This is a genomic window from Nonlabens arenilitoris (genome assembly GCF_002954765.1).
Lineage (GTDB): Bacteria > Bacteroidota > Bacteroidia > Flavobacteriales > Flavobacteriaceae > Nonlabens > Nonlabens arenilitoris.
Genome location: NZ_MTPW01000001.1, coordinates 2,990,301 through 3,015,985, shown reverse-complemented (window position 1 = coordinate 3,015,985; position 25,685 = coordinate 2,990,301). Strand labels below are relative to the sequence as shown.

Genomic DNA, 25,685 nt, shown 5'->3' with positions numbered 1-25,685 from the left:
CAATCATGAAAAATATTTATACAACATATATATTCCTTGCAGTAGCAATATGCGCGGCTTGGAAAAGTACTGCTCAACAAGATCCTCAATTCACGCAGTACATGTACAATCAGAATATAATTAACCCAGCATATGCTACTGGTAATAAGTCAGAAGTAAACATCGGTGCGTTGTACCGTACCCAATGGGTAGGACTAGAAGGAGCACCTAAAACGGCTTCCCTTTTTGTCCATTATCCTGTAAGTGAACGAGTAGAACTAGGACTATCATTTACTAATGATGATATAGGTAATGTTGTTACTGAAAACAATATCTATGCAGATTTTGCATATGTATTACCAATATCAGAACAGGGAAAATTGTCTTTAGGGATAAAAGCTGGTGTCACATTATTTGACGCTAATTTTAACGGATTCAACTTACAATCTGGTGGTGTTGACACAGACGTGGCATTTAATGAAAATGTTACAGAAACTTTTCCCAATGTTGGTTTAGGTGCTTTTTACTTTACTGATCAATATTATGTAGGTTTATCAGCTCCTAACCTACTGACTACTAAGCATCTTGAAAATGAAAATGGGATTCAATCTACTGGAGTTCAAGACATACATTTCTTTTTAACTAGTGGATATGTATTTGACATCAATAAAGATTTAAAATTCAAACCAGCATTTATGGTGAAAGGTGTTAAAGGGTCTCCTCTTAGCTTAGACCTGACCGCAAATATTTTATTCAATGAAAAATTTGAAGCTGGACTTGCCTACCGTTTTGGAGATGCTTTAAGCGGATTAGTCAATTACAGAGTAGCGCCCAATTTAAGAATTGGATATGCTTATGATTATACAGTTAATAATCTAGGTAATTACAACACAGGATCACATGAGATCATGTTGCTATTTAATGTAAAATCAAAATTCTGGAAAAGTGGCTATGACCGCTCTCCTAGATTCTTTTAAATCACACTATAACTACCATTATGAGAATCATCATAACCACGATTTTAATAATTTTATGCACTACTACATTCTTAAGTGCACAAAATTTAAGCCTAAGAAACACGAATAGACTTTATAAAAATCAAGCTTACAAAGAAGCTATAGAAAATTATAAAAACTTAAAACAAACAGATGAAGTACTCAAAAAATTAGGTGACTGCTATTACTTTACTGGTGATATGGCCAAAGCTGCATTTACGTATTCATCTGTTGAAGATAACAATGGTCAAATCACAGATTATAATAGAATCTACAGATACGCGCAATCTCTCCTTGCGCTTAAAGATTATGATAAAGCAGATAGTTATCTTTTATATTATCAAGGTAAAGATTGGAACACAAAAGAATTTTTGAAAGAATTAGAAAAAAGCACACCTCATAATTTCACAGTCACTCCTATTCGTAATGAAGGAACTAACAGTGATTTTGGAATGAGTTTTTTGAGTGAGTCAGAGGTGGTATTTGCTTCTTCACGTAATCTAGAAAGACCAGTTTATGCCTGGAATGGACTACCATATTTAGACTTATATCAAGCAACATTAGAAAGAGATGGTTCTTTAAAATCTATAAGACCTTTCCCTAGTATTAATACAGATTTACATGAAAGCAATGCTGTATTTACTAATAACGGAACTGTAATGTATTTTAATAGGAATAATGAGAAGCGTGTTAAAATTAATGATATCCCAGTTTCTAACATGAAAATTTACAAGGCAGAGCTTGTAGATGGAGTCTGGAGTAATGTAGAGCCACTATCCTTTAATAATGATATGTATAGTGTACAACATCCCGCAATTAGTAAAGATGGTTCAACTCTATATTTTTCAAGTGATATGCCAGGTGGTTATGGCGAGTTTGATTTATACAAAGTCTCCATCAATGATGATGGTACTTATGGACAACCTATTAATTTAGGTAAAGAAATTAATACTCAACACTTAGATCAATTCCCTTATATCAGTGATATAAATACCTTGTACTATTCAACAAATGGTAAACAAGGTGTAGGCGGATTAGACATACATAGAAGTGACCTGGTAAATGGTGAGTTTACGACACCGATTAATTTAGGAACTACTATTAATAGCTCTAGAGATGATTTTGCTTTTATAATTAATGAAAACCTTAATAAAGCATATTTCTCATCAAATCGATCAGGTATTGATAAATTATATAGAACAACTAGAGAAGAAAATATTCTTACTAAATATGCTGTAAAAGGAATCGTTAAGGATAGTATTTCTAATAAGTTGCTACCAGGCTCATTAGTATCCTTGTTAGATGAACGAGAGATATTGATTGACGATATGATTGTAGGTGATGATGCTACCTATTTCTTTAAACTAGAGCCTAATAGAAAATACACCATTAGAGGTACTCGAAAATTATATATACCTCAAGATGTTCAATTCTCTACAGATAAGAATGGTCGTATCAGTCATGATATCTACTTAACCTTATTATCTTATCAAGATGCTGAGGCTACTATCAAGCCAGATCGTAAAGGCGATATACAAGTAGAACTAGATCAAATATACTTTGATTTTGATAAAGCTATTATTAAACCAGAGGCAGCACGTACCTTAGACGAGTTAGTTGGTATAATGAAAAAGTATCCTGCTATGTATATTGAAGTGTCTGCTCATACAGATGTGCGTGGACCTAGTGAGTATAATCTAGAATTGTCTAAGAAAAGAGCAGCATCTACTCTTGAATATCTGGTAAGTAAGGGAATCGAAAGACGCAGACTTAGAAGCATAGGTTATGGTGAAATGCAACCACTTAACAACTGTGTTAAAGAAGGAATATGTACTGATAAGGAATATGAAATTAATAGAAGATGTGAATTTAAAATAGTTCAGTAACCTCATCTCAACTTTTAATAATAAAATCCCAATAGGCCTCTAGTCTATTGGGATTTATTTTTTTGAATTAGTGATTTATTTAATCGCTTCCGCGAAAGCGTTATCCCACAACATTTATTTTATCGTTTCAATGTAAAATGACCTGTCAGTAATTGCTCATTATAGTATAGTTTATACCAGTAATCGCTACTAGGTAATGGTTGATTATCATAAAGACCATCCCAACCTACGACTAAATTGTTAATCTGTTTGATTAATTTACCGTATCGATCAAAAATCTCTAGCCTTGCACCTGGAAATGCATCTATATTATCAATATCCCAAGTATCGTGATAACCATCATTATTAGGTGTGAAAAATAGAGGGATACTGATACGATTATATGTAAAGAAAGAGACCTCACAACCAGTTCGATCTTTTACTCTCACATTAACTTGTAATAAGCCATTAATATTAAAAACTGGTTCATTGTAATAATTAAGACCATCAATGCTATATTGAAAATCACCCGAATTGAGCATGATAACCGTTAACTCATCACCGGTTACAGACACCGTTGAGATAACTGGAGTTTCAATAAAATCAACATTAAAAATGGCTGTTGTAGTACAACCTTCAAGATTAGTTACCTCACAGGTATACAATCCTGCACGATCAACGGTTATGCGATCTGTAGTCTCGCCGCTACTCCATCGATAAAAACCATTTGTGAACTGTGTATTCAATAAGGCCATGTCTCCAGGACACAATAAAAAGTCATCGCTATTCACTATAGGAGAAGAACGATTAATAAAATTTATAGGTACTCTAGAAATACTAAGACATCCTGTGGCAATGTCTTGCGTTTCAACCCAGTATGTCCCATCAACCGTCGTGGTGTAATCAATAGAATCATCATGTATAGAGTTGCCGCCAGTAGCATTTTCATACCAGAAAGCTGTTGTGCCTGGAGCAACATCTACAATTAAATCAACCAGTTCACCATCACAGGATATATAAGGATTTTGTCTAGGAACAGCTAGTGGTACTGTAACATTTCTAAATTCAAAAACTTGAGAAAATGAAAAGCAACTTGAATTAGTAAGATTTGCTGGTGCACCTGCAATTTTTACTCTATAATATGTTGTAGAGTTTAAAGGTGGCGTGTTAAAAGAGAAACCATTTGCACCTGCAATATCTGTAAAAGTACTACCGTCACTACTTTGTTGCCATTGATATGCCGTAAGAGATGGAGCACCAGACTGTACCGTGGCAGTTAATTGTAAAACCTGTGCAGGATTGTTATCACATTTTGAAACTACAGTTTCACCCATCGATGTAGCTATTAATACATCATCACCACAAACATTAAAACTTATATCATCTATCGCTAGATCATTACCACAACCACCAGCACCTACATTAATCATTTTAAGAATAATTCCATTTTGTCCAGCACTCGTTGTAAAAGTCAGGCCATATTTAATCCATGTAGGACGTTGATCTGCAAATTTAGGATTCATAGTCCCATCAGCCAGTAATGTTGTATCTGTAGCATCCCATATTTCAAAACGCACTTGTATGGGTATTTCTGTGCTACCACATACATTTTGAACGCCATCTAGTACATTCATAATCCATGCACTAAATTCATAAGGTGTATTTTCACATAAGCCATTTATAGGTGTTCTATAAAACTGTCCTGCGGTAAATCCTGCATTAACAATAAGCATTTTACCATTATTGTTACCAGTATGATCAGGAAAAGAAAACCAGCTACCTAGTTGACCAGAGTCACTCGAGATAGTATATTCACCATCTTGAGGTGCCGCGTTTACATATTGATATGAAGTTACTGTATTTGACAGTGCTGGGCCGTTATTTGTACCTGAACCGAAATCTTCAGTAAATATGGCTGGACCTAATATACCATCGCAAAATTGTAATTGCGCTTTCGCGAAAGCGTAACACAATAACCCTATTATTAAAAATGTATACTTCTTATTCATGATGAAAATATAAGGCACAATCACAAATGATGTAGCATCCAGCTTTAAAATTTAAATAGTAGTAATATACAACGAAGATATAATTGATAATACAATTGGTATAAGTTTATGAATATGTCTATTACTCTCATAATTTCTTACTAATTACACGTTAAAGCTTTTTAAAAACAAATGCTTTAATCAGATTTTGAATGTAAATTCAAATAAAAAATCAATATGCAAATCCAATTCAATTATCAGCACGTCTCTGGAAGTACAGAGCTAGAAAATTTTACAAAAGAGAAATTACAAACTATCGCAGATCGATATAGCTGGGTAACCAGAGCAGATGTCTTTTATAGAGTAGAAAATACAGAAAGTAAAGAATCTGGTATGATTGCAGAAATACGCCTGAGCGCACCAGGTCCTAGATTATTTGCAGAAGAATCGCAATCTAATTTTAATGATGCTGTGTCTAAAGTAATTAATCAATTAAAAACACAATGTGAAAAACGTAAATCAGAACTCATAGATCATGTCTAATCAAATGTCAGTACTTAATACAAAAGAAAATTTATTAATCCTTATTTATAATTCTGAAATCAAGAATCATAAAGAAATTTTTGCATACACTAAAAGTGCAGAAAAGGATTGTCACGCTGTAGACATCAGTAAAACTAAAGTTACTGGTACTGTATGGGCAGAAATTGCAGAAAAACTATCCATTACTGTCCATGGATTGATTGATACAGATCATTCTGCTTTTGAGAATCGATATGGTAAAGAGAAAGAGCTTAGTGCAGACGATACCATTAAAATTTTACAAAACGATCCTGAGATGCTTATTTTTCCAATTATGATAAAAGGTGAAACTGCAAAGATCATTAAAAACTATAGCGAGGTGACTAGGTTTCATGACACAGACAGTATAGGAATTGATAAAACAGAGATAGGAAAAGAAAATAAATATTAAAAGTATATCTCAATTTGAAAAAGGCTTTGATTTATATAAATCAAAGCCTTTTTATATGAAACTATGTTAACTTTGGTACTATGATGATATGGATTTCCTTTATAATCTTTGTGACTATTTTACTAGCTCTAGATTTATTAGTGTTTAATAGAAATGCCCACGTTATAAGCACACAAGAGGCTACTAAGTATACAATACTATGGGTTTCAATTGCATTAGCTTTTACAGGTATTATCTATTTAATTTATGACGGTAGTCACATAGCAAATCCTGAAAATTTAAGTGCTAGTAAAGCATCTATAAAATATATTACCGGCTATCTTATTGAGTTATCACTTAGTATTGATAATATTTTTGTCATTGCCATAATTTTTAAATCGTTTGCGATAGAGCAACAGTATCAGCATCGTGTATTATTTTGGGGTATTGTAGGTGCTTTGATTTTTAGAGCAATCATGATCTTTTTTGGTGTCGCTTTAATTAGAGAAATAGACTGGATGACCTACATATTTGGTGCATTTTTACTTTATACCGCATTTAAAATGTTAGTTAGTAAAGACGATGATTTTAATCCTAAAGAATCAACTATTTATAAGTTAGCACGTCGATGGTTTCCTGTTACAGACCGTATTGAAGGCCAAGACTTATTTATAAAAAAGATGGGGAAATTAATAGCTACTCCTCTATTTCTTGCCTTGATTGTTATTGAACTAACAGACGTATTATTTGCATTGGATTCTATTCCTGCTATTCTAGCAATTACTTCAGATCCCTTCTTAGTTTTTTCAAGCAATATTATGGCGATCATTGGTTTACGTAGTATGTATTTCTTCTTATCTAATCTTTTAAATAAATTTCAATATATCCATTACAGTCTCATAGCTATATTAACGTTTGTAGGGCTTAAAATGATTCTTGTACATTACATACATTTACCAGAATGGGTATCCTTATCCTTTATCTTTATTGCTTTAATGTTAGGCGTACTAGCCTCTCGATTATTACCTCATAAGATTGATTAAACCATCATAATCCATGGTCAATTTTAACATTATATTTAAAACCAATTGACTATTGTGTTGCGTATATCTATTAAATACGCTCGATGATTACTTATACATATAAACATACACAACAAAAACAACGACTTGAAAAGCTAATACAGGACGAGTTGTTACCTATAATTGAATCAAAAGCTATTGAAAACGTAGAGGTCAATTTTCAATTGGTTATAGACCATAATGGACGCACAAAAGAAGCAGCCTCTATTTATTTAAAACATAATAACTGCTTGATTTCCTTTAAGTCAATAAAAGGACGGTTTAAAAAATCTGTTAGCTTTTTAATTGATGATGTAAAGAAATATTTTCATCAAAACGATAGGTTTTTATCAGCATAAAAAAGCTCCTAATTAATTAGGAGCTTTTTAATAATGCAATAGATGCAATAATAAAGTCTATTTATAAGGATTCTCTTTTAACAAAATTTCCATTAAAAATAAATTCATCTTGTTTTTTACGCACTCTTGGAGATGTTTCGGCGCCTTGTAAATCCTCATTAAGATTATTTTTATCGCCTCCATAATAACCTACCGCGATCGCTGTCGCTACGTGATATTCTTCAGGAAACTCAAATTCTTTTTTGGCCGCTTCAAAATCAACACCTGCCATTTGATGGATCGCAATACCCATGCTATGCGCTTGTAAAGCCATATTTGCAGTAAACTGTCCTAGATCATGTAATGCATGGTAATTATCTTTTCCATCTGGTGTTTTCGTATTGATTACACCCAACATTAGGACAGGAGCATTAACAGCCCATGATTGATTGAATTCAACAAGATGATTCATAATGCGCTCATATGATTTACTTCCTTTAACACCCCAAACTATATTCCAAGGTTGGAAATTGTTACTACTAGCAGCCCATCTTCCTGCTTCAAATAAGGATTGTAAATCTGTTTGAGAAACTGGTATATCGGCAAAGACTCTAGGACTCCACCTGTCTTTAATAGTATCCATTATAGAATGGTCGTTAGGCGTCTTCTTAAGTGGTGTATTTTCTTTATTCATCTTTTTTTTTACAAGATAAAGGGCTAAAAGCTATTTAAAGTAATATTTTTAATAAAATTATTGTAACCTTAATAGTATTTTAAGAGAAGCTATAAATAATAATTTAAAAAATTAAGAGTTTAACTTTCTTAATACTATTTGGACAGAATCTGAAACTGTTTGCATCTCTTCCATATCTTTTTCGTCTAACATGATATCAAAAGCATCTTCAACATCTAATGCTATATCTACTAAATGTGCACTATTGATACCTAAATCTTGCATTAAATGACTATCGGGACCTATCTCTTTAGTACTAACGTCTTGAGGTAAATACACCTTTACAATATCGTGTAATTGATTTTCAATTTCTTCTTTCTTCATATTATGTCTTTTTGAAAATTAAGTTTTCAATTAATTTTCCCATTTTTTAAGTACTACAGCAGCATTAATGTCACCAAAACCAAAACTAGCCTTTATCAACACATCGATTTTTGTATAAACATTTTTGATAGGCACTTTATTATTTGGATAGATAGCCTTAATATCTTTGTGTAGTTCAGTTATGTTTAGATTTGCAAATATTTGCTGATGTTTCAGTTGCAATATCGCACCTACTAGCTCTATACTACCAGCTGCAGCGAGACAATGACCTATTGTCGATTTATAACTATTCAAATACGGGAAATGATTTTTCAACTCTAATCCTTCAACCCAATTTTGTATCTCATAAGCATCTTTACCGGTAGCTGTCACGTGACCATTGATGGCATCTATTTCTGTACTAGTTATATCAGAATTAAAAATAGCTTGCTGGATACATTTTTGTACGGCGTCACCATTAGGCGCAGTCATACTGCCCTGACCACGATGACCACCAGAATTTAAAGAACCTCCTAAAACTTCTCCATATATGGTAGCTCCTCGATTTAATGCACTTTCTAATTCTTCAAGAATCATTGCTCCTGCTCCACTACCAGGTACAAAGCCAGCAGCATCGTTAGAAAATGCTCTACTCGCTAGATGTGGTCGATCGTTATAGCCTGTTGGTAAGATACGCATAGCATCAAATCCACCCCAAATATAGGGTCCAGAATCACTAGTAGAACCTACTAACATTTGTTGAGCACGTCCATAAGCAATGCGCTCATAACCCATTATAAAGGCTTCTGTTCCTGTGCAACAAGCACTAGAATTACTTGTCACTAGATTACCAGCACCTATCTCACCAGATAACCAAGCACTTATACCACTAGTCATGGTTTGAATAACACTTGTGCTACCTAACCTGCGTACACGACCATCATCAATTAAATGAATTGCTTCTCTAAATTTCTCACCACCACTTTGTCCAGTTCCCATGATGATTCCAAAATCTTCAAGAGTTTCTTCCTTACCAGCTACTTCTAGTCCAGCATCTTTAAAAGCATCTTTTCCGGCAATTACGCCGTAAACTAATCCGCTAGCCTTAAGACCTCTAAGTTGTAGTGGTGTAAAATTATCAGCGATTTGTTTTTTTGTCAGTTGTGGAGTTCCTGAAACCTGACAACCGAAGTTTAAATCTGCTAATTGCTGGTCAAATCTCAATCCGCTAGTTCCAGAAAGTAATGCTTGATAGAAATCAGAGACAGTTGTGGCATTAGGAGCTACGACACCTAATCCTGTTACAACCACTCTTTTTAATCTTGAATTAATCATTGTTACCAGTATTCTGAGCGTTTATAATCATACCACTCACCCAACCTTCAGCAATTTTCTGCTCGTTTTCATCCACCATTTGGACTAAACATTTTAGTTTCCCAAAACGGAAATATTCTTTCTTAGCACTTACTATGACTACCGTTCCTGGTTTTACAGTATTATTAAAAACAATATGATTTTCAGTAAAAACAACATCTAAGTTTCCGCTTTCTTCACGCATTAAGTGAGAACCTAGACAAGCTAGTCCTATTTGTGCCATGCATTCTATTAGAATGACACCTGGCGTGATAGAATTATTGATAAAGTGATGTTTGTAGAAGTATTCGCTTTCGCGAAAGCGATACACACCTATCACATGTTCTTCATCCATCTCTAGGATATGGTCCACAAATTTGAATCCATCTCCATAGGGTAAGTTAGCGACTATTTTATCAAAATCATTTAATAGCATAGGTTAATTTATTACTTTATGTCAAGTATATTAATAATTTATATGACAGGTATTTATGATTTATTAAAGTGGTTATTGTAGAAACTCACCACCATCTACTTTTAACACATTACCCGTCATCCATTGTGATTCTTTGCGTGCTAATAAATACACAGCATTTGCAACATCTTCAGGCATAGTCAATCTTTGATTAGGATTACGTTTTAAACTTTCTGATTTCAGTTGATCATACATAGGAATGCGTTTTAAACTTTCAGTATCAGTCACACCAGCTTGAATACAGTTAGCGGTAATATTAAATGGTGCAAATTCTAGCGCTATGTTTCTGTTTATCGCTTCAAGCGTTGCTTTAGCGGCACTTACAGCTGCATAACCTATCATAGGTTTAGTGTTTCCTTCACTTGTAAAACTAATGACACGTGCTGGTTGAGCAAATAACTGTTCTTGTTGCAATCTAGAAACCCAACTATATAAGCTGATTCCCATAGAATAAATCGTTTGTTGAAAATCACCAGAGCTTAGTACGGACTCACCAGTCATAGGCTTTAAATTACCTTTAGAAATACTATGTAATAACAAATAAATGGGCTGATTTTCTAGTAATTCCTTTATCTGATGGATATTACTATCTAATCGGTCTTCTCTAGTAGCATCAGTATTGATGGTAAATAGTGAAATGTTTTGTTCTTTAATTTTACTGAATCGTTCTTCTATTTCAGGTAATTGCATTCTTGAAGCACGATAAAAAATGATTAAGTTCATACCATGCTGTGCGAGTTTTAAAGCACTGGCATAGCCTAGGCCACTACTACCACCTAAAATAATTCCATATTTCCCTTCAAATTCTCTTACCATTCCAATAAAATACGTTGTGCTGTAAATCCAGGACCGAAGCTTAACATCAAACCACGTTCACCTTTTTCTAAATTCTGATTCATAAAACGCTCTAAAACAAATAATACCGTGGCACTACTCATATTGCCATAAAGTCTCAGTACTTCTTTAGTATCATAAATATTCTTACCTAGTTTACCGAATAGTTCTTCTACAGTCTGAACGATTTTTTTACCACCAGGATGAAAGATTAAGTGATTGATATCTTGAATAGTTAAGCCTTGTTTCTCTAAAAATGGATGCACAATCGCTGGAAAATGCGCTGCAATCGTTTCTGGCACCGCTTTGTCAAGGACCATTTGCAAACCACTATTCACTAAATCAAATCCCATCATATGCGTAGCATCTGGAAAATGATACATTTCATGAGCTTTAATTTCTGGCCCATCATCATCTTCTTGAGAAGATAGCAAAACACAAGCACAACCATCTCCAAAAATGGCCGCACTCACCATATTAGCCATTGAATAATCCTCTAGTTGAAATGTCGCTGTAGGCGCTTCTACTGCGATTACAGCAGCACGTTTACCTGGATTTGCGGTTAAAAATTGTTGTGCATATATCAATCCAGATACACCTGCAACACATCCCATTTCTGTTACGGGTAGTCTATAGATATCTGGTCTCATTCCCATTCTATTGATTAAATAAGCATCTATAGAAGGTATCATAATGCCTGTACAACTTACCGATATAATGTAATCTAAGTCTGTAGCCTGCCAGCTAGCTTTAGCTAGTGCTTTTTGAACAGCCTTTTCTGCTAGCGGTACAACCTCTCTTTTATAAATATCATTACGATCTTTAAATGATGTTTTTGTAAAAACCTCTATAGGTTCCATGATGGAATATCTTTTATCTACTCCAGCACCTTCAAAGATTTTAATAGTTTTACGTCTTAGCCTTTCATCTTGATCTGCAAGCCATGTTTCAACAAATGGTAAAATCTCTTTAGTTTCTTTATAGTATTGTGGTAGCTGCGTGGCTACTGCTTTAATTTTTACACTCATAGACAGGTATTAACCATATAAATCGGAATGACCACTTCCATTGTATTGAGTCATTATTAAAAGGTATCATCTGTGCATATCGTTTAAAATCAGCACGTTTAAAACCGCTTGCGATAGAAATTAACCCATCATGTTTTGATATTTCATTTCTTATAAAAATAAGACATACAAGTTGAAATAGCATAAAAGCTAGTCTACTTCTATGTAAATCATTGATGATTATTGAATATGTCGTTATTTCTTTAAATTTCTTTAAAAAACTAATTATTTCAGTGTCATTAAAATGGTGCATGGTCAGTGTGCTTATGAGAATATCACAATCTATATCTGCTGCATTTATTTGTAAAATATCGCTTTTGCGAAAGCGTATATCAGAAAACTCTATACTATTTTGACGAGCTTGTTCAATAGAATTTGCACTAAAATCTAATCCTAAAAATTTTACTCTAGAATCGTTGATATGAGAAGAAAGATATCGTAACATTTCACCATCACCACAACCAGCGTCGACTATAGTAATCGTACTCTTCTTTATCTTTTTGAGTTCCTTTTGTAAAGCGCTAAGTGTGAATTTAAAGCCACCTAGCCATTTATTTATCTTATTAATATCATTAATAGCATTTTGTAAAATTTGCTCATCCAGATTAGGATCATCCATCCATTCTGGATCTGTGTTGCGTTTGTGATCTAGATAAATCATGGTTGTATTTGTTTACCGTGCGTTTTTTTAATAATAATAGGTAATAGAAATGGTAAACGCTCTAGTAGCCAGTAAGCTATTATGGTTATTTTTTTGTGTAATAGTATCCTTTGTAACCATCTGCCATGGCGCAATCTAGATGAGAATGTTTTTCTCCATTCTTTAGAATACTCAATTAACATTTGATCTCTAGTGATATAATTATTGAGATATTGAGTAATATAGTGTGATGCTATTTTTGCGCTATGAATAGCCATCGCCATTCCATTACCGCATAATGGATGAATTAATCCAGCGGTATCACCTATCATAATTAAAGACTTTTCTGTAGGTTCCTTTTGTTCAAAGGAAATTTGTGAAATTGTAATGGGTTTTTCCCATAAAGGAACCGCATCTTTTAAAAATTTATTTAGTGATTTATTTTTAGTCAATACCTTTTCATTAAAAGAATCAATATCCTTATATTTTTTAAAAGAACTATAATTTACTAAATAACAAAGGTTGACATGACCGTTTTCTAATTTAGATAATCCAGCATATCCACCGTCAAAGGCATGTAATTCTACAAGGTCATTGGGCATTTTAAATTGATAATGCATTTTAATAGCTAACCATGGTGATTTTTTTTCTATAAATGGGCGCTTTAGTTTTTTATCTAAAAGTGATCGCTTACCTGTAGCGATAATCACTTGTTTTGCTATTAATTCATCAGTACTAGTAATTACTTGGAATTCAAGATTACTAAAGTGAACATCAGTCACACGATCGTGTAGAAAATCTGCTCTTTTCATTGCCTCTTTATAGAGACAATGATCTAAAGAAAACCTTGAGACACCTATGCCTCCTAGTGGCAAAGTAGCTGCTTTAATAGATCTGGATCCACGAGTAAACTTAAATTTATCGATATGAATATCTGATAATTGATTTAAATCTATACCTAACGATTTTAGATATAGACTTACTTCCATACTTAAGTACTCTCCACACATTTTGTGTCGTGGATAGGTGTCTGGATCAATAATTAAAACATTGAAATTTTGGGACAGTTCAATTGCGGCGACTAGTCCAGCAAGACCACCACCAGCAATAATAACATCATAGTTCTTCTTCACCTGTTAAAGGTAAGAACTTTGACATCCAATTAAGAAATTAAATAACTATTTAGAATCAGATTTATTTGCTTCTTTTCTCTTAACACGTTTATAATTGTATTTTAATAATAAATACAATCCTAATAGAGAAGCAAACAGACATAATAGAATTTTACCTGTTAAGCCTAAAGAACCATCACTAGGACCAAAAGCCACTAGAAACGTGAATAAAATAGTCAGAATCCACAACGCATATCTAAAGTTGTGTAATTCATTAAGAATACCTAATAATTTCATTTTTACTTTTATGTAGTTATTCAGGGGAAATCAAATTTATTAATTCCTACAAATAAATTCTTAATAATCTAACAATTCTTTTACACAATGTTTAAGATGAGTTGTTGGTAAGTAGTTATTTTCCAATCCTTTTTCAAAAGGTATAGGTGTATCTAGGCTACCTACTCTTTTTACAGGAGCGTCTAGAAATTCAAAACACTCTTCACCTATAAATCCAGCAATATCGCTTGCTACGCTTCCGGTTAGGTTATCTTCAGTTAGTACAATTACCTTACCTGTTTTACGTACAGATTCCACTATGGCTTCTTTATCTAATGGGGCTAATGTGCGTAAATCTATCAAATCTATATCGTACTGCATTTCATCGATTAAGTTCATAGCCCAGTGAACACCAGCACCATATGTAATGATGGATAGCTCATTTCCTTGCTTTATTGTAGCTGCTTTCCCTATTGGTAAGTTGTAATAGCCTTGCGGCACATCGCCATAAACGCTGCGATATAATGCTTTATGTTCAAAAAATAAGACCGGATTAGGATCTTCAATAGAGGCTATTAATAATCCCTTTGCATCTGTAGGAAATGCAGGATAAACAATTTTAAGACCAGGAATAGTATAAAACCAAGATTCATTTGTTTGAGAATGGAAAGGACCAGCACCTACACCAGCGCCGCATGGCATTCTCACCACTATATCTGCTGTTTGATTCCATCTATAATATGATTTTGCTAGGTAATTGACGATGGGATTAAATCCGCTACTGACAAAATCTGCAAATTGCATCTCTACAACGGCTTTCATTCCGGCGATACTTAAGCCCATTCCTGCTTCCACTATAGCACTTTCACAAATAGGTGTATTGCGCACTCGATCACGTCCATACTTATCCACAAAACCGTCTGTAATTTTAAATACGCCGCCGTACTCTGCCACGTCTTGTCCCATAATTACTAAGTTCTCAAAACGACTCATTGCTTCGTCTAGACCATCTTTTACCGCGTCGACTAATCTTATATTACTCTTTTCTTCAATGGGTTTTACTTCCATAAACTGATGCGGAGCAAACACATCTGCTAGTTCTTGTTGTGGTGTAGATTGAGGTAACGCTTTCGCGAAAGCGATATCCAAACCTTCATTGATATCTTCTTTATATTGTGTGGTCAACACATCAATTTGATCGTTAGATATGATATTCTTATTTAACAAATATTGCTCAAATCGATTTAAAGGATCTCGCTGTTCCCAATAATCCAATAATTCATCAGGCACATATTTTGTTCCACTAGCCTCTTCATGACCTCTTCTTCTAAAGGTTTTGAACTCGATTAGCACTGGTTTTGGGTTCTCACGAATTTCATTAAGTATAGCAGAAATTTTTGTGTAAACCTCTACAACATTGTTACCGTCTATAATATGTGACTCCATACCATAACCCAGCGCACGATCTGCGAGATTTTCACAATTATATTGTTCGCTAGTTGGTGTGCTTAAACCATAACCATTATTTTCAATACAAAAAAGTACCGGTAAACTCCATACACTTGCAACATTTAATGCTTCATGAAAATCTCCTTCGCTAGTACCACCTTCACCTGTAAAAACAGCGGTTGCTAGACCTGTATTATTTAATTTTTGAGCAAGAGCTATACCATCTGCGACACCTAATTGTGGTCCTAGATGAGAAATCATTCCTATAATATTATAATCTTGTGTACCGAAGTGAAAACTGCGATCGCGTCCTTTTGTAAAACCATCTTCTTTACCTTGCCACTGAGCAAATAGCTTCCATAATGGAATATTTCTAGAAGTGAATACGCCTAGATTACGGTGCATGGGTAAAATATATTCATCACTTTGCATCGCTGTAGTTACTCCTATTGCGATAGCTTCCTGACCAATACCAGAGAACCATTTTGAAATACGTCCCTGACGTAATAAAATGAGCATTTTCTCCTCAATTAACCTAGGTAAAAGCATTTTTTTATAAAGATTAACTAGCGTGTCTGCAGGAAGATTACTCTTATATAAATCTGTTAGTTTTTGTGAACTCGTTTCTGTCATGATAAATTGCTGTATCCCAAAAGTAGCATAATCAACGATTATACCTAGAAAAGCTATTAAAATGTGTTAGGCATTTACTAACTTTGTTATCAACACAATTTTTAATTATGACTAATATACCAAGCGTTGATCTAGCAGACTTCTTAAGTGATGACCCTAGTAGAAAACAAAAATTTATAAATGAAATAGGTAATGCATATGAAGAAATAGGTTTTGTTGCTTTAAAAAATCATTTCTTATCTGATGAACTTGTTGACAACCTTTATGGTGAGGTTGAAAAGTTCTTTCAATTACCTACTGAAACTAAAAAAGGTTATGAACGTGAAGAAATAGGTGGACAACGTGGTTATGTATCTTTTGGTAAAGAACATGCTAAAGGTAAAAAAGAAGGTGACTTAAAAGAATTCTGGCATTTTGGACAAGAAGTCGCTCCTGATGCTAATATTGAGGAAGATTATCCTGAAAATGTAATTGTAAAGGAATTACCTGATTTTAATAAAACGGGTATGGAAGCTTATCGCATGTTAGAAAAAACAGGAATATATGTCTTGAGAGCTCTGGCATTACATATAGGTATTGATGAGCACTACTTTGATCATTGGGCCAGTAATGGTAATTCTATTTTAAGGCCTATACATTATCCTCCTATTACTAGTGAGCCAGATAACGCAGTGCGCGCAGGTGCTCATGGAGATATCAACTTAATTACCTTATTAATGGGTGCAAGTGCTCCAGGTTTGCAAGTACAACGTCGTGATGGAGAATGGTTAGATGCTATCGCTCAAGAAGATGAATTAGTGATTAATGTAGGTGATATGCTTCAACGCCATACTAACAATAAATTACGTTCAACAATTCATAGAGTGGTTAATCCACCTAGAGAATTATGGCATACAAGTCGCTATTCTATACCTTTCTTCTTACATCCACGTAGTGATATGAAGTTAAACTGTCTAGATGAGTGTATAGATGAAAATAATCCTAAACAATATGATAATATTACTGCTGGAGAATTTTTGCATCAACGTCTAGTTGAAATAGGATTAATCAAAAAGTAATTAACTTTTAAGTCGAATATTGATGTTTAAAACGTTTTTAGGAAACTTTATTTTCATTGGATTTATTCTTATTGCAACCCAACTAGTTTCTAATTACGTATTTGAAGATGATTCACTTACATTAGTACAATTGTTTTCTTTTAAAAAATGCATTTTGCTTTTAATAGGAACACTTGTTGGTGCATTAGTGATGTTTTTCATACAAAGAAGTAAATTGTTTAAATCATTAGATAAAAAATAAAATTTTGGACTTAAGCGATCAATTAAAAAATTTATTCCCAGAACACGACTTTAAAGAAGAGGAAAAACCTGAGAAAAGCAATGTTTGGCTACAGGATGAACCTTTACAATGCAAGTTTGAAAAGCGTAAGGGAAAAGTAAATACTGTAATTGCTGGTTATACTGGTGCTACTGCAGATTTTAAAATTCTTGCTAAAGAGATAAAAACAATGCTAGGTGTAGGTGGTAGTTTTAAAAATGATGAAATAATTATTCAGGGTGATTATCGTGATCGTATCATGGATTTTTTAAAAGAAAAAGGTTTTAAAGTAAAACGTGTTGGTGGATAGACCAGTACATTAATAGCTTTTATGAACGCTTCTATTCATTTAGAAGCGTTTTTTTTATGTGAATAATTTATTAAATACTATTCCTACAAAATATACGTTGTTTATCTTAAGTGCTTAAATTAAAGCTGTTACAAATTATAACCAAACCATCAACCTACTAAAACAATCATTATGAAAAAACATTATTTAAGCCTGCTAGGTATAGCAGGCTTACTAGTTGTTGCCTGTGGAGGTCCTAAATCGACTACTACACAAAAAACAACTACAACTACAACCACACCTACAACCACTAACACTTCAAGTAAAAAAGTAGTTAACGGTATAGATCTAGAAGCAAAAATACCGTTAGACCCAACAGTAAAAACAGGAAAATTATCTAATGGACTTACTTATTATATTCAAAATAATGGCAAACCTGATGATAAAGTAGAACTAAGATTAGCTATAAATGCAGGATCTATTCTTGAAGATGATGATCAACAAGGTCTTGCTCATATGATGGAGCATATGAATTTTAATGGAACAACTAACTTCCAGAAAAATGAGCTAGTAGATTATCTTCAAGGAATAGGTGTGAAATTTGGTGCAGATTTAAATGCATACACCAGTTTTGATGAAACCGTTTACATCTTACCTATCCCTAGTGATGATCCAGAAAAATTAGACAATGGCTTTACAATTCTCTCTGATTGGGCTGGTGGTGCATTATTAGAAACTGATGCTATTAATGATGAACGTGGTGTCATTCTTGAAGAGTCCCGTACTGGTAAAGGTGCAAATGACAGAATGAATAAAGTGACATTTCCGGTAATTTTTGCAAATTCAAAATATGCAGAACGTTTACCTATAGGAAAAGATGAAATCATTGCAAATTTTGATCCTGACGCTATTAGACGTTTCCAAAAAGATTGGTACAGACCAGACTTAATGGCTGTAATAGCTGTTGGTGATTTAGACGTTGCAACACTTGAGGCTAAAATTAAAGAACATTTTGGCGATATTCCTGCAGCAACAAACCCTAGAAAACGTGAAGAGTTTGGATTACCTAATCATCAAGAAACTCTTATAGCTGTAGCACAAGATCCTGAGGCTAGTTTTGCCCAAGTAAGAATTCAATACAAAGATTCTGAAAAAGCAAAACCTGCAACTACTGTAGGTGATGTTAGAGAGCAATTAGTTCACGGTTTATTTTCTCAAATGATGAACACTCGATTAAGAGAATTAACGACAAAGCCTAATCCACCATTTATCTTTGGATCATCTAGTTATGGCGGTACAGGCATAAGAGGTAAAAATGCTTATTCTTCTTTTGCTGGTACTGCTCCTGATGGTCAATTAAAAGCGCTAAGAACATTACTAGAAGAAAATCAAAGAGTTAAATTATACGGTTTCCAAGATGGTGAATTTGATAGAGCAAAAACCTCGTTTGAATCACAATACGAAAGTTTTTATAAAGACCGAGATAAGAGAGAAAGTAATCGTATCATAGGTTCTTATGTCAATATGTTTTTAGAAGGTGATATGGTACCTAGTATTGAATATAGTTATGAATTAGCCATGAAATTGATACCTACAATAACACTAGAAGAAATCAATGCTAAAATAAATGAATATATTCATGAAGATAATCGTACCATAGTACTTACTGGACCTGAAACTGAAGAGAAACCTTCTGAAAAACAAATCCTTAAAATAATTGAAGAGGTAGCAAACTCAAAAGTAGAAGCTTATCAAGACACAGAGGTAAGAGAAAACCTAATTGAAGATTTACCGACACCTGGAGCTATTACAAAAACTGACAAAAATGATCAATTAGGAACCACCACTTATACATTAAGTAACGGTGCAAAGATCACCACTAAAAAAACAGATTTTAAAAACGATGAAGTACTTATGAGTGCTTTTTCATATGGTGGTACAAGCTTATTTTCAGATGAAGATTACAAAGCAGTAAGTCAAGCTTTAGGAGGCGTTACTGAAGGCGGCGTGGCAGGAATGAGTCAGACAGATATGAGTAAATATATGACTGGTAAATTAGTAAGAGTAAGTCCACGTGTAGGATCGATCAGTGAGAATTTTAACGGTAGTTCGACACCAGACGATCTAGAAACTATGTTCCAATTGATTCATCTTTACTTTACTGATATTAATAAAGATAATGAAGCTTACCAATCATTTATAGATAAACAAAAATCATTTTTAGGCAGCTACCTATCAAGACCTGAAAGCTATTTCAGTAATGAAGTAAACAAGTTTAGATTTGGTTCTAGTCCTAGATATACCGGCTTCCCTACTCCAGAAATGATGGACGCAGCAGATTATGATAAAGCTTATGAATTGTTTACACAACGTTTTTCTGATGCAGGTGATTTTAATTTCTACTTAGTAGGTAATGTAAATGATGCTCAAATACAAGAACTTGCAAAAAAATACATCGCTAGTTTACCGTCTACCGGTAAAAAAGAAATGTATAAATTAAATGAATGGAGAGAAGACACTACAAAACCTCGTAAGAAAATTGTTAAAAAAGGTCTTGAAGAAAAAAGTACTGTTCAAATAGTATGGACTGGTGAAACATCTACATATAGTTCAAAAGAGGATATGGCTCTAGATGCTCTAGGTGAAATCGCAACTATAAAAATCATCGAAACTTTACGTGAACAAGAAGGTGGTATTTATGGTGGTGGCGCTAGAGGCTCTTTAAGTAAAATTACCTATCCACGTTATAATTTTAGTATTTCCTTCCCATGCGGACCAGATAATGTAGACAAACTAGTGACCGCTGCCCTTAATGAATTAGAATTGATTAAGAAAAATGGCCCAACTGATAAAGACATGAATAAGGTTAAAGAGGCATATCTATTAGAACATAAAGAGAATCTAGAAAGCAACAGATACTGGTTAAATACCTTATACAGAGCTGATTATGAACAAAGAGATGCTCATAAAATTTTAGACTTTGAAACTAGTGTTGCAAAATTAACCAAGGCTGATGTTCAAGCCGCAGCTAAGAAGTATATTGACGAGAATTATCTACTAGCAGTGCTTCTACCAGAAGACTAGACTATATATAACTCATCTTAGAGCTGTTATTAAAAGTGTTGCCATAAGGCAACACTTTTTTTTAAAATAATAAATTATTGAGCTTATCAAATCTAGCAATGTATCTATAACATAGATCAATTTTAAGGCACAAAAAAACCGTTCAGTATAAATCTGAACGGTTTTTACTATATCATAATCAGGTAATTATGCGTTACCTGCCTCTTGAGCGTTTTTCTTTGCTTCTCTTTTCATTTTCATTTTTTCCATTAAAGATCCTGTGATCCAATATGGAATTACAAATGCCGTTAAGAAAATCATTAACCAGAAACCGATGGTCAATATTGCTAAAAATGCTAAAAATCCTAAGTATTGATCAAATTCGAACATTGTCATTGTATTTGCTGCAAAGATAAAAGCTTTCCGCAAAAAAAAGAAACCATATCAAGGATTTATTAACACATAATTGTTAGTAAAGTGTTGATGTTACCACGCTTTCGCGAAAGCGTTGAAAAAAAGTCACTTAAAGCCTTCTAAAAGTCAATGGTTAAAAGAAGAGCAGAAGTTATATTTGCCGAAAATCTGAAATCATGGCATATCGTATAGAAAAAGATACTATGGGACAAGTTGAAGTTCCAGCAGATAAATTATGGGGTGCACAAACACAACGCTCGCGTAATAATTTTAAAATAGGCGCCGCAGGAAGCATGCCTCTAGAAATCGTTTATGGTTTTGCTTATTTAAAGAAAGCAGCTGCTTACACTAATTGTGAACTAGGTGTTCTCGCAGAAGAAAAAAGAGATCTTATTGCACAAGTTTGTGATGAAATTCTAGATGGAAAACATGATGATCAATTCCCATTGGTTATATGGCAAACAGGTTCTGGTACACAGTCTAATATGAATGTGAACGAGGTGATTGCAAACCGTGCTCATCAACTAGCTGGTAAAACTATAGGTGAAGGTGAAAAAACAATACAACCTAATGATGATGTCAATAAATCTCAGTCATCAAATGATACCTTCCCTACAGGAATGCACATTGCTTGCTATCAAAAAATTGTAGAAAACACCATACCTGGTGTAGAACAATTAAGAAATACTCTTCAAGCAAAAGCTGAGGCTTTCAAAGATGTGGTAAAAATAGGTCGCACCCATTTAATGGATGCTACTCCTCTTACAATAGGTCAAGAGTTTTCTGGTTATGTTTCTCAATTAGATCACGGACTTAAAGCTTTAAAAAATACACTTGCACACTTAAGCGAGCTGGCGTTAGGTGGTACGGCAGTAGGTACTGGATTGAATACACCTGCTGGTTATGATGTTAAGGTTGCAGAATATATTGCTCAATTTACAGGTTTACCATTTGTAACTGCTGGTAATAAGTTTGAGGCGCTTGCTGCACATGATGCACTGGTAGAAACTCATGGAGCATTAAAACAAATCGCTGTTTCTTTAAATAAAATAGCACATGATATAAGAATGCTGGCCAGTGGTCCACGATCTGGAATAGGTGAATTAATTATTCCAGCAAATGAACCTGGTAGTTCTATCATGCCAGGAAAAGTAAATCCTACTCAAGCAGAGGCTATTACTATGGTGTGTGCTCGTGTAATGGGTAACGACACCACGGTTACTGTAGGTGGAATGCAAGGTCATTTTGAACTCAATGTTTTTAAACCTGTGATGGCTGCTGCAGTTCTAGAAAGTGCTCAATTGATAGGAGATTCTTGTAGAAGTTTTGAAGAGAACTGCGCCGTAGGTATAGAACCTAACTATCTAAAAATAAAGTCTTTACTTGATAATTCTTTAATGCTTGTCACTGCTCTTAATACTAAAATTGGATATTACAAAGCTGCAGAAATTGCTAATAAAGCTCATGAAGAAGGCTCTACTTTAAAAGAAGCTGCTCTTGCACTAGGCTACGTAACTTCAGAAGAATTTGATGCTTGGGTTAAACCAGAAGATATGGTCGGACATCAATAGAATTCTATTTATTAAAATTTTAAAAGGCCACATTACACAGTGGCCTTTGTTATTTTATGATGATATTCTTAGCTTTTCCTTAAAAGATTTGTCAATTAAAAACGGGTACTTTGTTCAACATTAATGAAACCATTATAAACACTGATAAACAAATTGTTATATTAGTATCAACCAGTAAATGAAATGATGAAGAGATATTTTGCCATTGTATTTGTGATTCTACTTTATAGTTGTGAAGAGAAAGTAGAAATGAGCTCCATTAATCCAGAAAACTGGAAGAAAAGAAGCATTACTATCGCATCACAGGATTCTTTGGAATACGGAAAATCATATCTATCTATTTACTCTCAAATATATAGTATATCAGAAAGTCGAACTCAAAACCTGACTGGAATGGTTAGTTTGAGAAATACTAGTGATATGGATACTATTTACTTATTGAAGGCAGAGTATTATGATACACATGGTAAATCTGTAAGAACCTATTTTGATTATCCTATTTATTTAGCTCCATTAGAAACTACTGAAATTATCATAGATGAAAAAGACATATCTGGTGGTACTGGTTCTAATTTCATATTTGAATGGCGAAAGCCTCACAACTCTCCTGAACCTATTTTTGAAGCTGTTATGACTTCTATTCTAGGACAACAAGGTTTATCCTTTACAACTCAATCCAAAAGAATTAAATAACATGGCCGAAATTTTAACCGCTATATTTTTCTTATTTGCAGTAATAGACCCTATAGGTACTGTACCTGTATATCTAGAGGCTACTAAAGAATTTGATAAACTTCATAAACGTAAAGTTGCCATAAGAGCGTCTGTTGTAGCATTTTTAATATTGCTATTTTTCATTGTTATAGGTCAAATCATTCTAGAAGGAATGGAAATAACGCTAGATGCTTTTCAAATCTCTGGTGGCGTTATCTTATTTCTGTTTGCTCTTACGATGATATTTGGTGGTGGAAAACCTGAAGATGAAAAAAGTAATATCTCAGACTATAAACATGTCACTATTTTCCCGGTAGCCATTCCATCAATTGCCTCACCAGGTGCGATTCTAGCAGTTGTTCTACTTACTGATAATCATATTTACTCTATAGAGCAACAAGCGTTTACAACTTTGTTGGTACTTTTAGTAATAGGTATAACATGTGTTACTTTATTACTTGCAAATAATATTCAAAAAGCAATAGGTAGTTATGGTATTACCGTAATCAGTAAAGTCATGGGATTAATACTAGCTGCTTATGCAGTACAAAGCATACTGTCTGGTATTGCAGACTATTTTAAGTAATGCAAACATTTATACATTACTTTTTACATTTTGTAGCACCATTAGGGATTGCTTTATTAATCTTTAATAAGAGTTGGAAAACAGCGTATGTACTATTTCTGTTGACGATGCTAGTAGATTTAGACCACCTACTCGCCTCTCCTATTTTTCAAGCTAATCGCTGCAGTATAAACTTTCATCCATTACATACCTATTATGCGATAATGGTTTATGTGATGATGTTATTCTTTAAAAAACCAATTCGTATTTTAGGAATTGGTTTTTTATTCCACATGTTGACTGACTATGTGGATTGTTTGATGATGTAAATTGATTATTGCAATAACACTATATTATCTCCTATTCTTCTCCTCAATCCATTGACTGAAGTATTTGGTACTATTAAAAGCCTGTTGTTGCAGTAATTGACCCATAAAATTATGTAAACGATGATGTTCTAGATTTATCATCACATCATTAATTATAGAAATGAAATCATCATAAAATAGTTTCTGGTCAAACCTACTGTGGAGTGATTGAAAACCAAGTTCTTGTTGTTGATTCCATAGATTCTCATTAATATACAATTGCACTGCTTGTTGGGCAAAATCTGCTGGATGATCAAAAGAATTTGATTTCACTTTTTCTCTTGGTTCTACTTTTGAAAAGATTCCCTCGGTAGCCACAGAAGTTCCCACAAATGGAGTTCCCGTTTCCATAGCTGTAAACAGTTTACCCTTTAAACCAGCGCCATATCTTATAGGAGCTAGTAATACCTTACTATTTTCGATGACTTCATTTGCATCTACTGCTCTACCCTTTATAAGAAAACCTTGTTTCTCGTTATGTAATTGAGAAACTTTAGGACTTTCATAAGATCCGTAAACATGCATTTGCGCTTGAGGAAGTTGTTTTCTAATTAATGGCCAGATTTCTGTTTTTAAATATAAAACGGCATCATAATTAGGCTTATGAATAAAATTACCAATAGTAGAAAAATGACTGCGCTCTTGAAAGCTTTTCAAGTTGCCTGATCTTAGTTTTTTTAGTGCTTCTGAACCAACTAAGAATGGTAAATAATGTAATAACTCTCTCGGTATTTGAAATTGACTTTGAAGCAACTCTATCTCATATTCTGAAATGATTAAAGTAACATCACATCGATAAATACTTGCGATTTCACGCATGGCTTGAGTACTATGCAAATGCTTAGCACTAACTTCTTCATTGTTCTTAAATGCCACTTCTCGTGCAGCTCTTAAAAAATGAAGATCTTCGGTATCAAGAATATTGATGCTATTAGGGCAGCTTTCGCGGAAGCGCCACCCAAACTGCTCTTCTATCATAAAACGATCATACATCACGGCATTAAATTGTTCCTTTTGAGCCCACTCATTAAAACTATGATCGTTTAATAAAATAGCCTTTTCTTCAACTTCAACACTGGCCAGTTGAAAGCTGTAATCACTGCGTGATGCTGCACTGGCAAATGTTACTGTAAAACCAGCATCTTTAAATAGCTCAATTAATTGCAACATGCGTGTGCCGGCAGCTGTGCTTTGAGGTTCTGGCCAGGTATGACCTATGATTAAGAGTTTCTTTTTCACGTCTCAAAGGTAAGAAAACCACTTGTTGAATAATTTAATATATCAATAAGACGCAATTATTATTTTATACTACAAACGTTCAACATTTCTTA

General features: G+C 33.8%; 26 protein-coding genes. 13 read left to right on the top strand and 13 right to left on the bottom strand.

The features are described 5' to 3' along the window. Positions 1-5 precede the first annotated feature (5 nt). Both BST92_RS13445 and BST92_RS13440 read left to right on the top strand, forming a co-directional pair. Positions 6-956, top strand: a complete 951-nt coding sequence (locus BST92_RS13445; protein WP_105072287.1) for a PorP/SprF family type IX secretion system membrane protein — start codon at positions 6-8, stop codon at positions 954-956. Positions 957-976: 20 nt separating this feature from the next. Next, positions 977-2,860, top strand: coding sequence for an OmpA family protein (locus tag BST92_RS13440; RefSeq protein ID WP_105071922.1), 1,884 nt, complete (start codon positions 977-979; stop codon positions 2,858-2,860). Positions 2,861-2,979: 119 nt separating this feature from the next. Here the strand turns inward: BST92_RS13440 and BST92_RS13435 are convergent, their stop codons facing one another. Then, positions 2,980-4,848, bottom strand: a complete 1,869-nt coding sequence (locus tag BST92_RS13435) for a T9SS type B sorting domain-containing protein (RefSeq protein ID WP_211292506.1) — start codon at positions 4,846-4,848, stop codon at positions 2,980-2,982. A 216-nt stretch (positions 4,849-5,064) separates the two neighbouring features. On the opposite strand from BST92_RS13435, the gene BST92_RS13430 reads away from it, so the two are divergent. The 4 genes from BST92_RS13430 to BST92_RS13415 all read left to right on the top strand — a co-directional run bounded on the left by BST92_RS13430 (position 5,065) and on the right by BST92_RS13415 (position 7,199). After that, positions 5,065-5,370: an HPF/RaiA family ribosome-associated protein gene (locus tag BST92_RS13430; RefSeq protein WP_105071920.1), complete on the top strand. Its 306-nt coding sequence runs from the start codon at positions 5,065-5,067 to the stop codon at positions 5,368-5,370. Next, complete coding sequence (locus BST92_RS13425; RefSeq protein WP_105071919.1) at positions 5,363-5,800, top strand: thioredoxin domain-containing protein; 438 nt, start codon at positions 5,363-5,365, stop codon at positions 5,798-5,800. The genes BST92_RS13430 and BST92_RS13425 overlap by 8 nt, the downstream gene beginning before the upstream one ends. Before the next feature lie 80 nt (positions 5,801-5,880). Further along, positions 5,881-6,822 (top strand): TerC family protein, encoded by a 942-nt coding sequence (locus BST92_RS13420; RefSeq protein ID WP_105071918.1) that lies wholly within the window; start codon positions 5,881-5,883, stop codon positions 6,820-6,822. 83 nt (positions 6,823-6,905) lie between these two features. Further along, positions 6,906-7,199, top strand: a complete 294-nt coding sequence (locus BST92_RS13415) for a hypothetical protein (protein ID WP_105071917.1) — start codon at positions 6,906-6,908, stop codon at positions 7,197-7,199. Between the two features lie 61 nt (positions 7,200-7,260). Here the strand turns inward: BST92_RS13415 and BST92_RS13410 are convergent, their stop codons facing one another. The 10 genes from BST92_RS13410 to BST92_RS13365 form a co-directional block, all read right to left on the bottom strand. Further along, positions 7,261-7,872 (bottom strand): nitroreductase family protein, encoded by a 612-nt coding sequence (locus BST92_RS13410; RefSeq protein ID WP_105071916.1) that lies wholly within the window; start codon positions 7,870-7,872, stop codon positions 7,261-7,263. Between the two features lie 111 nt (positions 7,873-7,983). Then, positions 7,984-8,235 (bottom strand): acyl carrier protein, encoded by a 252-nt coding sequence (locus BST92_RS13405; protein ID WP_105071915.1) that lies wholly within the window; start codon positions 8,233-8,235, stop codon positions 7,984-7,986. A gap of 30 nt (positions 8,236-8,265) precedes the next feature. Beyond that, positions 8,266-9,549, bottom strand: coding sequence for a beta-ketoacyl-[acyl-carrier-protein] synthase family protein (locus BST92_RS13400; protein ID WP_105071914.1), 1,284 nt, complete (start codon positions 9,547-9,549; stop codon positions 8,266-8,268). Beyond that, positions 9,542-10,003, bottom strand: coding sequence for a 3-hydroxyacyl-ACP dehydratase FabZ family protein (locus BST92_RS13395; RefSeq protein WP_105071913.1), 462 nt, complete (start codon positions 10,001-10,003; stop codon positions 9,542-9,544). Before BST92_RS13395 ends, BST92_RS13400 begins: the two co-directional genes overlap by 8 nt. Before the next feature lie 72 nt (positions 10,004-10,075). After that, positions 10,076-10,858 carry an SDR family oxidoreductase gene (locus BST92_RS13390; RefSeq protein WP_105071912.1) on the bottom strand — a complete coding sequence of 261 codons (783 nt, stop codon included), beginning with the start codon at positions 10,856-10,858 and terminating at the stop codon, positions 10,076-10,078. Next, on the bottom strand, positions 10,852-11,904 hold the full coding sequence (locus BST92_RS13385) for a type III polyketide synthase (protein WP_105071911.1): 1,053 nt from the start codon (positions 11,902-11,904) through the stop codon (positions 10,852-10,854). The genes BST92_RS13390 and BST92_RS13385 overlap by 7 nt, the downstream gene beginning before the upstream one ends. Further along, positions 11,888-12,604 carry a methyltransferase domain-containing protein gene (locus tag BST92_RS13380; protein WP_105071910.1) on the bottom strand — a complete coding sequence of 239 codons (717 nt, stop codon included), beginning with the start codon at positions 12,602-12,604 and terminating at the stop codon, positions 11,888-11,890. The genes BST92_RS13385 and BST92_RS13380 overlap by 17 nt, the downstream gene beginning before the upstream one ends. Next, positions 12,601-13,716 carry an NAD(P)/FAD-dependent oxidoreductase gene (locus tag BST92_RS13375; RefSeq protein WP_105071909.1) on the bottom strand — a complete coding sequence of 372 codons (1,116 nt, stop codon included), beginning with the start codon at positions 13,714-13,716 and terminating at the stop codon, positions 12,601-12,603. The genes BST92_RS13380 and BST92_RS13375 overlap by 4 nt, the downstream gene beginning before the upstream one ends. Before the next feature lie 45 nt (positions 13,717-13,761). Next, the gene (locus BST92_RS13370; RefSeq protein ID WP_105071908.1) at positions 13,762-13,992 is read right to left on the bottom strand and encodes a hypothetical protein; all 231 of its coding nucleotides are present in this window, start codon (positions 13,990-13,992) and stop codon (positions 13,762-13,764) included. A 60-nt stretch (positions 13,993-14,052) separates the two neighbouring features. After that, positions 14,053-16,053, bottom strand: a complete 2,001-nt coding sequence (locus tag BST92_RS13365; RefSeq protein WP_105071907.1) for an alpha-ketoacid dehydrogenase subunit alpha/beta — start codon at positions 16,051-16,053, stop codon at positions 14,053-14,055. Between the two features lie 107 nt (positions 16,054-16,160). Here BST92_RS13365 and BST92_RS13360 point away from each other — a divergent pair, with 107 nt between their 5' ends. From BST92_RS13360 to BST92_RS13345, 3 genes are all read left to right on the top strand, one after another. Further along, on the top strand, positions 16,161-17,111 hold the full coding sequence (locus BST92_RS13360; RefSeq protein WP_105071906.1) for an isopenicillin N synthase family dioxygenase: 951 nt from the start codon (positions 16,161-16,163) through the stop codon (positions 17,109-17,111). Positions 17,112-17,356: 245 nt separating this feature from the next. Then, positions 17,357-17,680: a translation initiation factor gene (locus tag BST92_RS13350; protein WP_105071904.1), complete on the top strand. Its 324-nt coding sequence runs from the start codon at positions 17,357-17,359 to the stop codon at positions 17,678-17,680. A gap of 171 nt (positions 17,681-17,851) precedes the next feature. Then, positions 17,852-20,743, top strand: a complete 2,892-nt coding sequence (locus tag BST92_RS13345; RefSeq protein ID WP_105071903.1) for a M16 family metallopeptidase — start codon at positions 17,852-17,854, stop codon at positions 20,741-20,743. A 186-nt stretch (positions 20,744-20,929) separates the two neighbouring features. Here the strand turns inward: BST92_RS13345 and BST92_RS13340 are convergent, their stop codons facing one another. Then, positions 20,930-21,112 carry a hypothetical protein gene (locus BST92_RS13340; protein WP_105071902.1) on the bottom strand — a complete coding sequence of 61 codons (183 nt, stop codon included), beginning with the start codon at positions 21,110-21,112 and terminating at the stop codon, positions 20,930-20,932. Between the two features lie 200 nt (positions 21,113-21,312). Between BST92_RS13340 and fumC the strand changes: the two genes are divergently transcribed. The 4 genes from fumC (at position 21,313) to BST92_RS13320 (ending at position 24,315) form a co-directional block, all read left to right on the top strand. Then, positions 21,313-22,707 (top strand): class II fumarate hydratase, encoded by a 1,395-nt coding sequence (fumC, locus tag BST92_RS13335; protein WP_105071901.1) that lies wholly within the window; start codon positions 21,313-21,315, stop codon positions 22,705-22,707. A 186-nt stretch (positions 22,708-22,893) separates the two neighbouring features. Next, the gene (locus BST92_RS13330) at positions 22,894-23,400 is read left to right on the top strand and encodes a DUF3124 domain-containing protein (RefSeq protein WP_105072286.1); all 507 of its coding nucleotides are present in this window, start codon (positions 22,894-22,896) and stop codon (positions 23,398-23,400) included. A gap of 1 nt (position 23,401) precedes the next feature. After that, positions 23,402-24,007, top strand: a complete 606-nt coding sequence (locus BST92_RS13325) for a MarC family protein (protein WP_105071900.1) — start codon at positions 23,402-23,404, stop codon at positions 24,005-24,007. Further along, complete coding sequence (locus BST92_RS13320) at positions 24,007-24,315, top strand: DUF6122 family protein (RefSeq protein WP_105071899.1); 309 nt, start codon at positions 24,007-24,009, stop codon at positions 24,313-24,315. The genes BST92_RS13325 and BST92_RS13320 overlap by 1 nt, the downstream gene beginning before the upstream one ends. Positions 24,316-24,339: 24 nt before the next feature. Here the strand turns inward: BST92_RS13320 and BST92_RS13315 are convergent, their stop codons facing one another. Beyond that, positions 24,340-25,593 (bottom strand): glycosyltransferase, encoded by a 1,254-nt coding sequence (locus tag BST92_RS13315; RefSeq protein WP_105071898.1) that lies wholly within the window; start codon positions 25,591-25,593, stop codon positions 24,340-24,342. Between the last annotated feature and the right edge of the window lie 92 nt (positions 25,594-25,685).

Excerpts from the sequence above, each read along its gene's own strand:
- BST92_RS13385 (WP_105071911.1), bottom strand. The coding sequence starts at position 11,904 with ATGAGTGTAAAAATTAAAGCAGTAGCCACGCAGCTACCACAATACTAT.
- BST92_RS13320 (WP_105071899.1), top strand. The coding sequence starts at position 24,007 with ATGCAAACATTTATACATTACTTTTTACATTTTGTAGCACCATTAGGG.
- BST92_RS13445 (WP_105072287.1), top strand. The coding sequence starts at position 6 with ATGAAAAATATTTATACAACATATATATTCCTTGCAGTAGCAATATGC.
- BST92_RS13390 (WP_105071912.1), bottom strand. The coding sequence starts at position 10,858 with ATGGTAAGAGAATTTGAAGGGAAATATGGAATTATTTTAGGTGGTAGT.
- BST92_RS13435 (WP_211292506.1), bottom strand. The coding sequence starts at position 4,848 with ATGAATAAGAAGTATACATTTTTAATAATAGGGTTATTGTGTTACGCT.
- BST92_RS13405 (WP_105071915.1), bottom strand. The coding sequence starts at position 8,235 with ATGAAGAAAGAAGAAATTGAAAATCAATTACACGATATTGTAAAGGTG.
- BST92_RS13415 (WP_105071917.1), top strand. The coding sequence starts at position 6,906 with ATGATTACTTATACATATAAACATACACAACAAAAACAACGACTTGAA.
- BST92_RS13380 (WP_105071910.1), bottom strand. The coding sequence starts at position 12,604 with ATGATTTATCTAGATCACAAACGCAACACAGATCCAGAATGGATGGAT.
- BST92_RS13330 (WP_105072286.1), top strand. The coding sequence starts at position 22,894 with ATGAAGAGATATTTTGCCATTGTATTTGTGATTCTACTTTATAGTTGT.
- BST92_RS13420 (WP_105071918.1), top strand. The coding sequence starts at position 5,881 with ATGATGATATGGATTTCCTTTATAATCTTTGTGACTATTTTACTAGCT.
- fumC (WP_105071901.1), top strand. The coding sequence starts at position 21,313 with ATGGCATATCGTATAGAAAAAGATACTATGGGACAAGTTGAAGTTCCA.
- BST92_RS13345 (WP_105071903.1), top strand. The coding sequence starts at position 17,852 with ATGAAAAAACATTATTTAAGCCTGCTAGGTATAGCAGGCTTACTAGTT.
- BST92_RS13360 (WP_105071906.1), top strand. The coding sequence starts at position 16,161 with ATGACTAATATACCAAGCGTTGATCTAGCAGACTTCTTAAGTGATGAC.
- BST92_RS13410 (WP_105071916.1), bottom strand. The coding sequence starts at position 7,872 with ATGAATAAAGAAAATACACCACTTAAGAAGACGCCTAACGACCATTCT.
- BST92_RS13400 (WP_105071914.1), bottom strand. The coding sequence starts at position 9,549 with ATGATTAATTCAAGATTAAAAAGAGTGGTTGTAACAGGATTAGGTGTC.
- BST92_RS13325 (WP_105071900.1), top strand. The coding sequence starts at position 23,402 with ATGGCCGAAATTTTAACCGCTATATTTTTCTTATTTGCAGTAATAGAC.
- BST92_RS13425 (WP_105071919.1), top strand. The coding sequence starts at position 5,363 with ATGTCTAATCAAATGTCAGTACTTAATACAAAAGAAAATTTATTAATC.
- BST92_RS13440 (WP_105071922.1), top strand. The coding sequence starts at position 977 with ATGAGAATCATCATAACCACGATTTTAATAATTTTATGCACTACTACA.
- BST92_RS13395 (WP_105071913.1), bottom strand. The coding sequence starts at position 10,003 with ATGCTATTAAATGATTTTGATAAAATAGTCGCTAACTTACCCTATGGA.
- BST92_RS13430 (WP_105071920.1), top strand. The coding sequence starts at position 5,065 with ATGCAAATCCAATTCAATTATCAGCACGTCTCTGGAAGTACAGAGCTA.
- BST92_RS13340 (WP_105071902.1), bottom strand. The coding sequence starts at position 21,112 with ATGTTCGAATTTGATCAATACTTAGGATTTTTAGCATTTTTAGCAATA.
- BST92_RS13370 (WP_105071908.1), bottom strand. The coding sequence starts at position 13,992 with ATGAAATTATTAGGTATTCTTAATGAATTACACAACTTTAGATATGCG.
- BST92_RS13365 (WP_105071907.1), bottom strand. The coding sequence starts at position 16,053 with ATGACAGAAACGAGTTCACAAAAACTAACAGATTTATATAAGAGTAAT.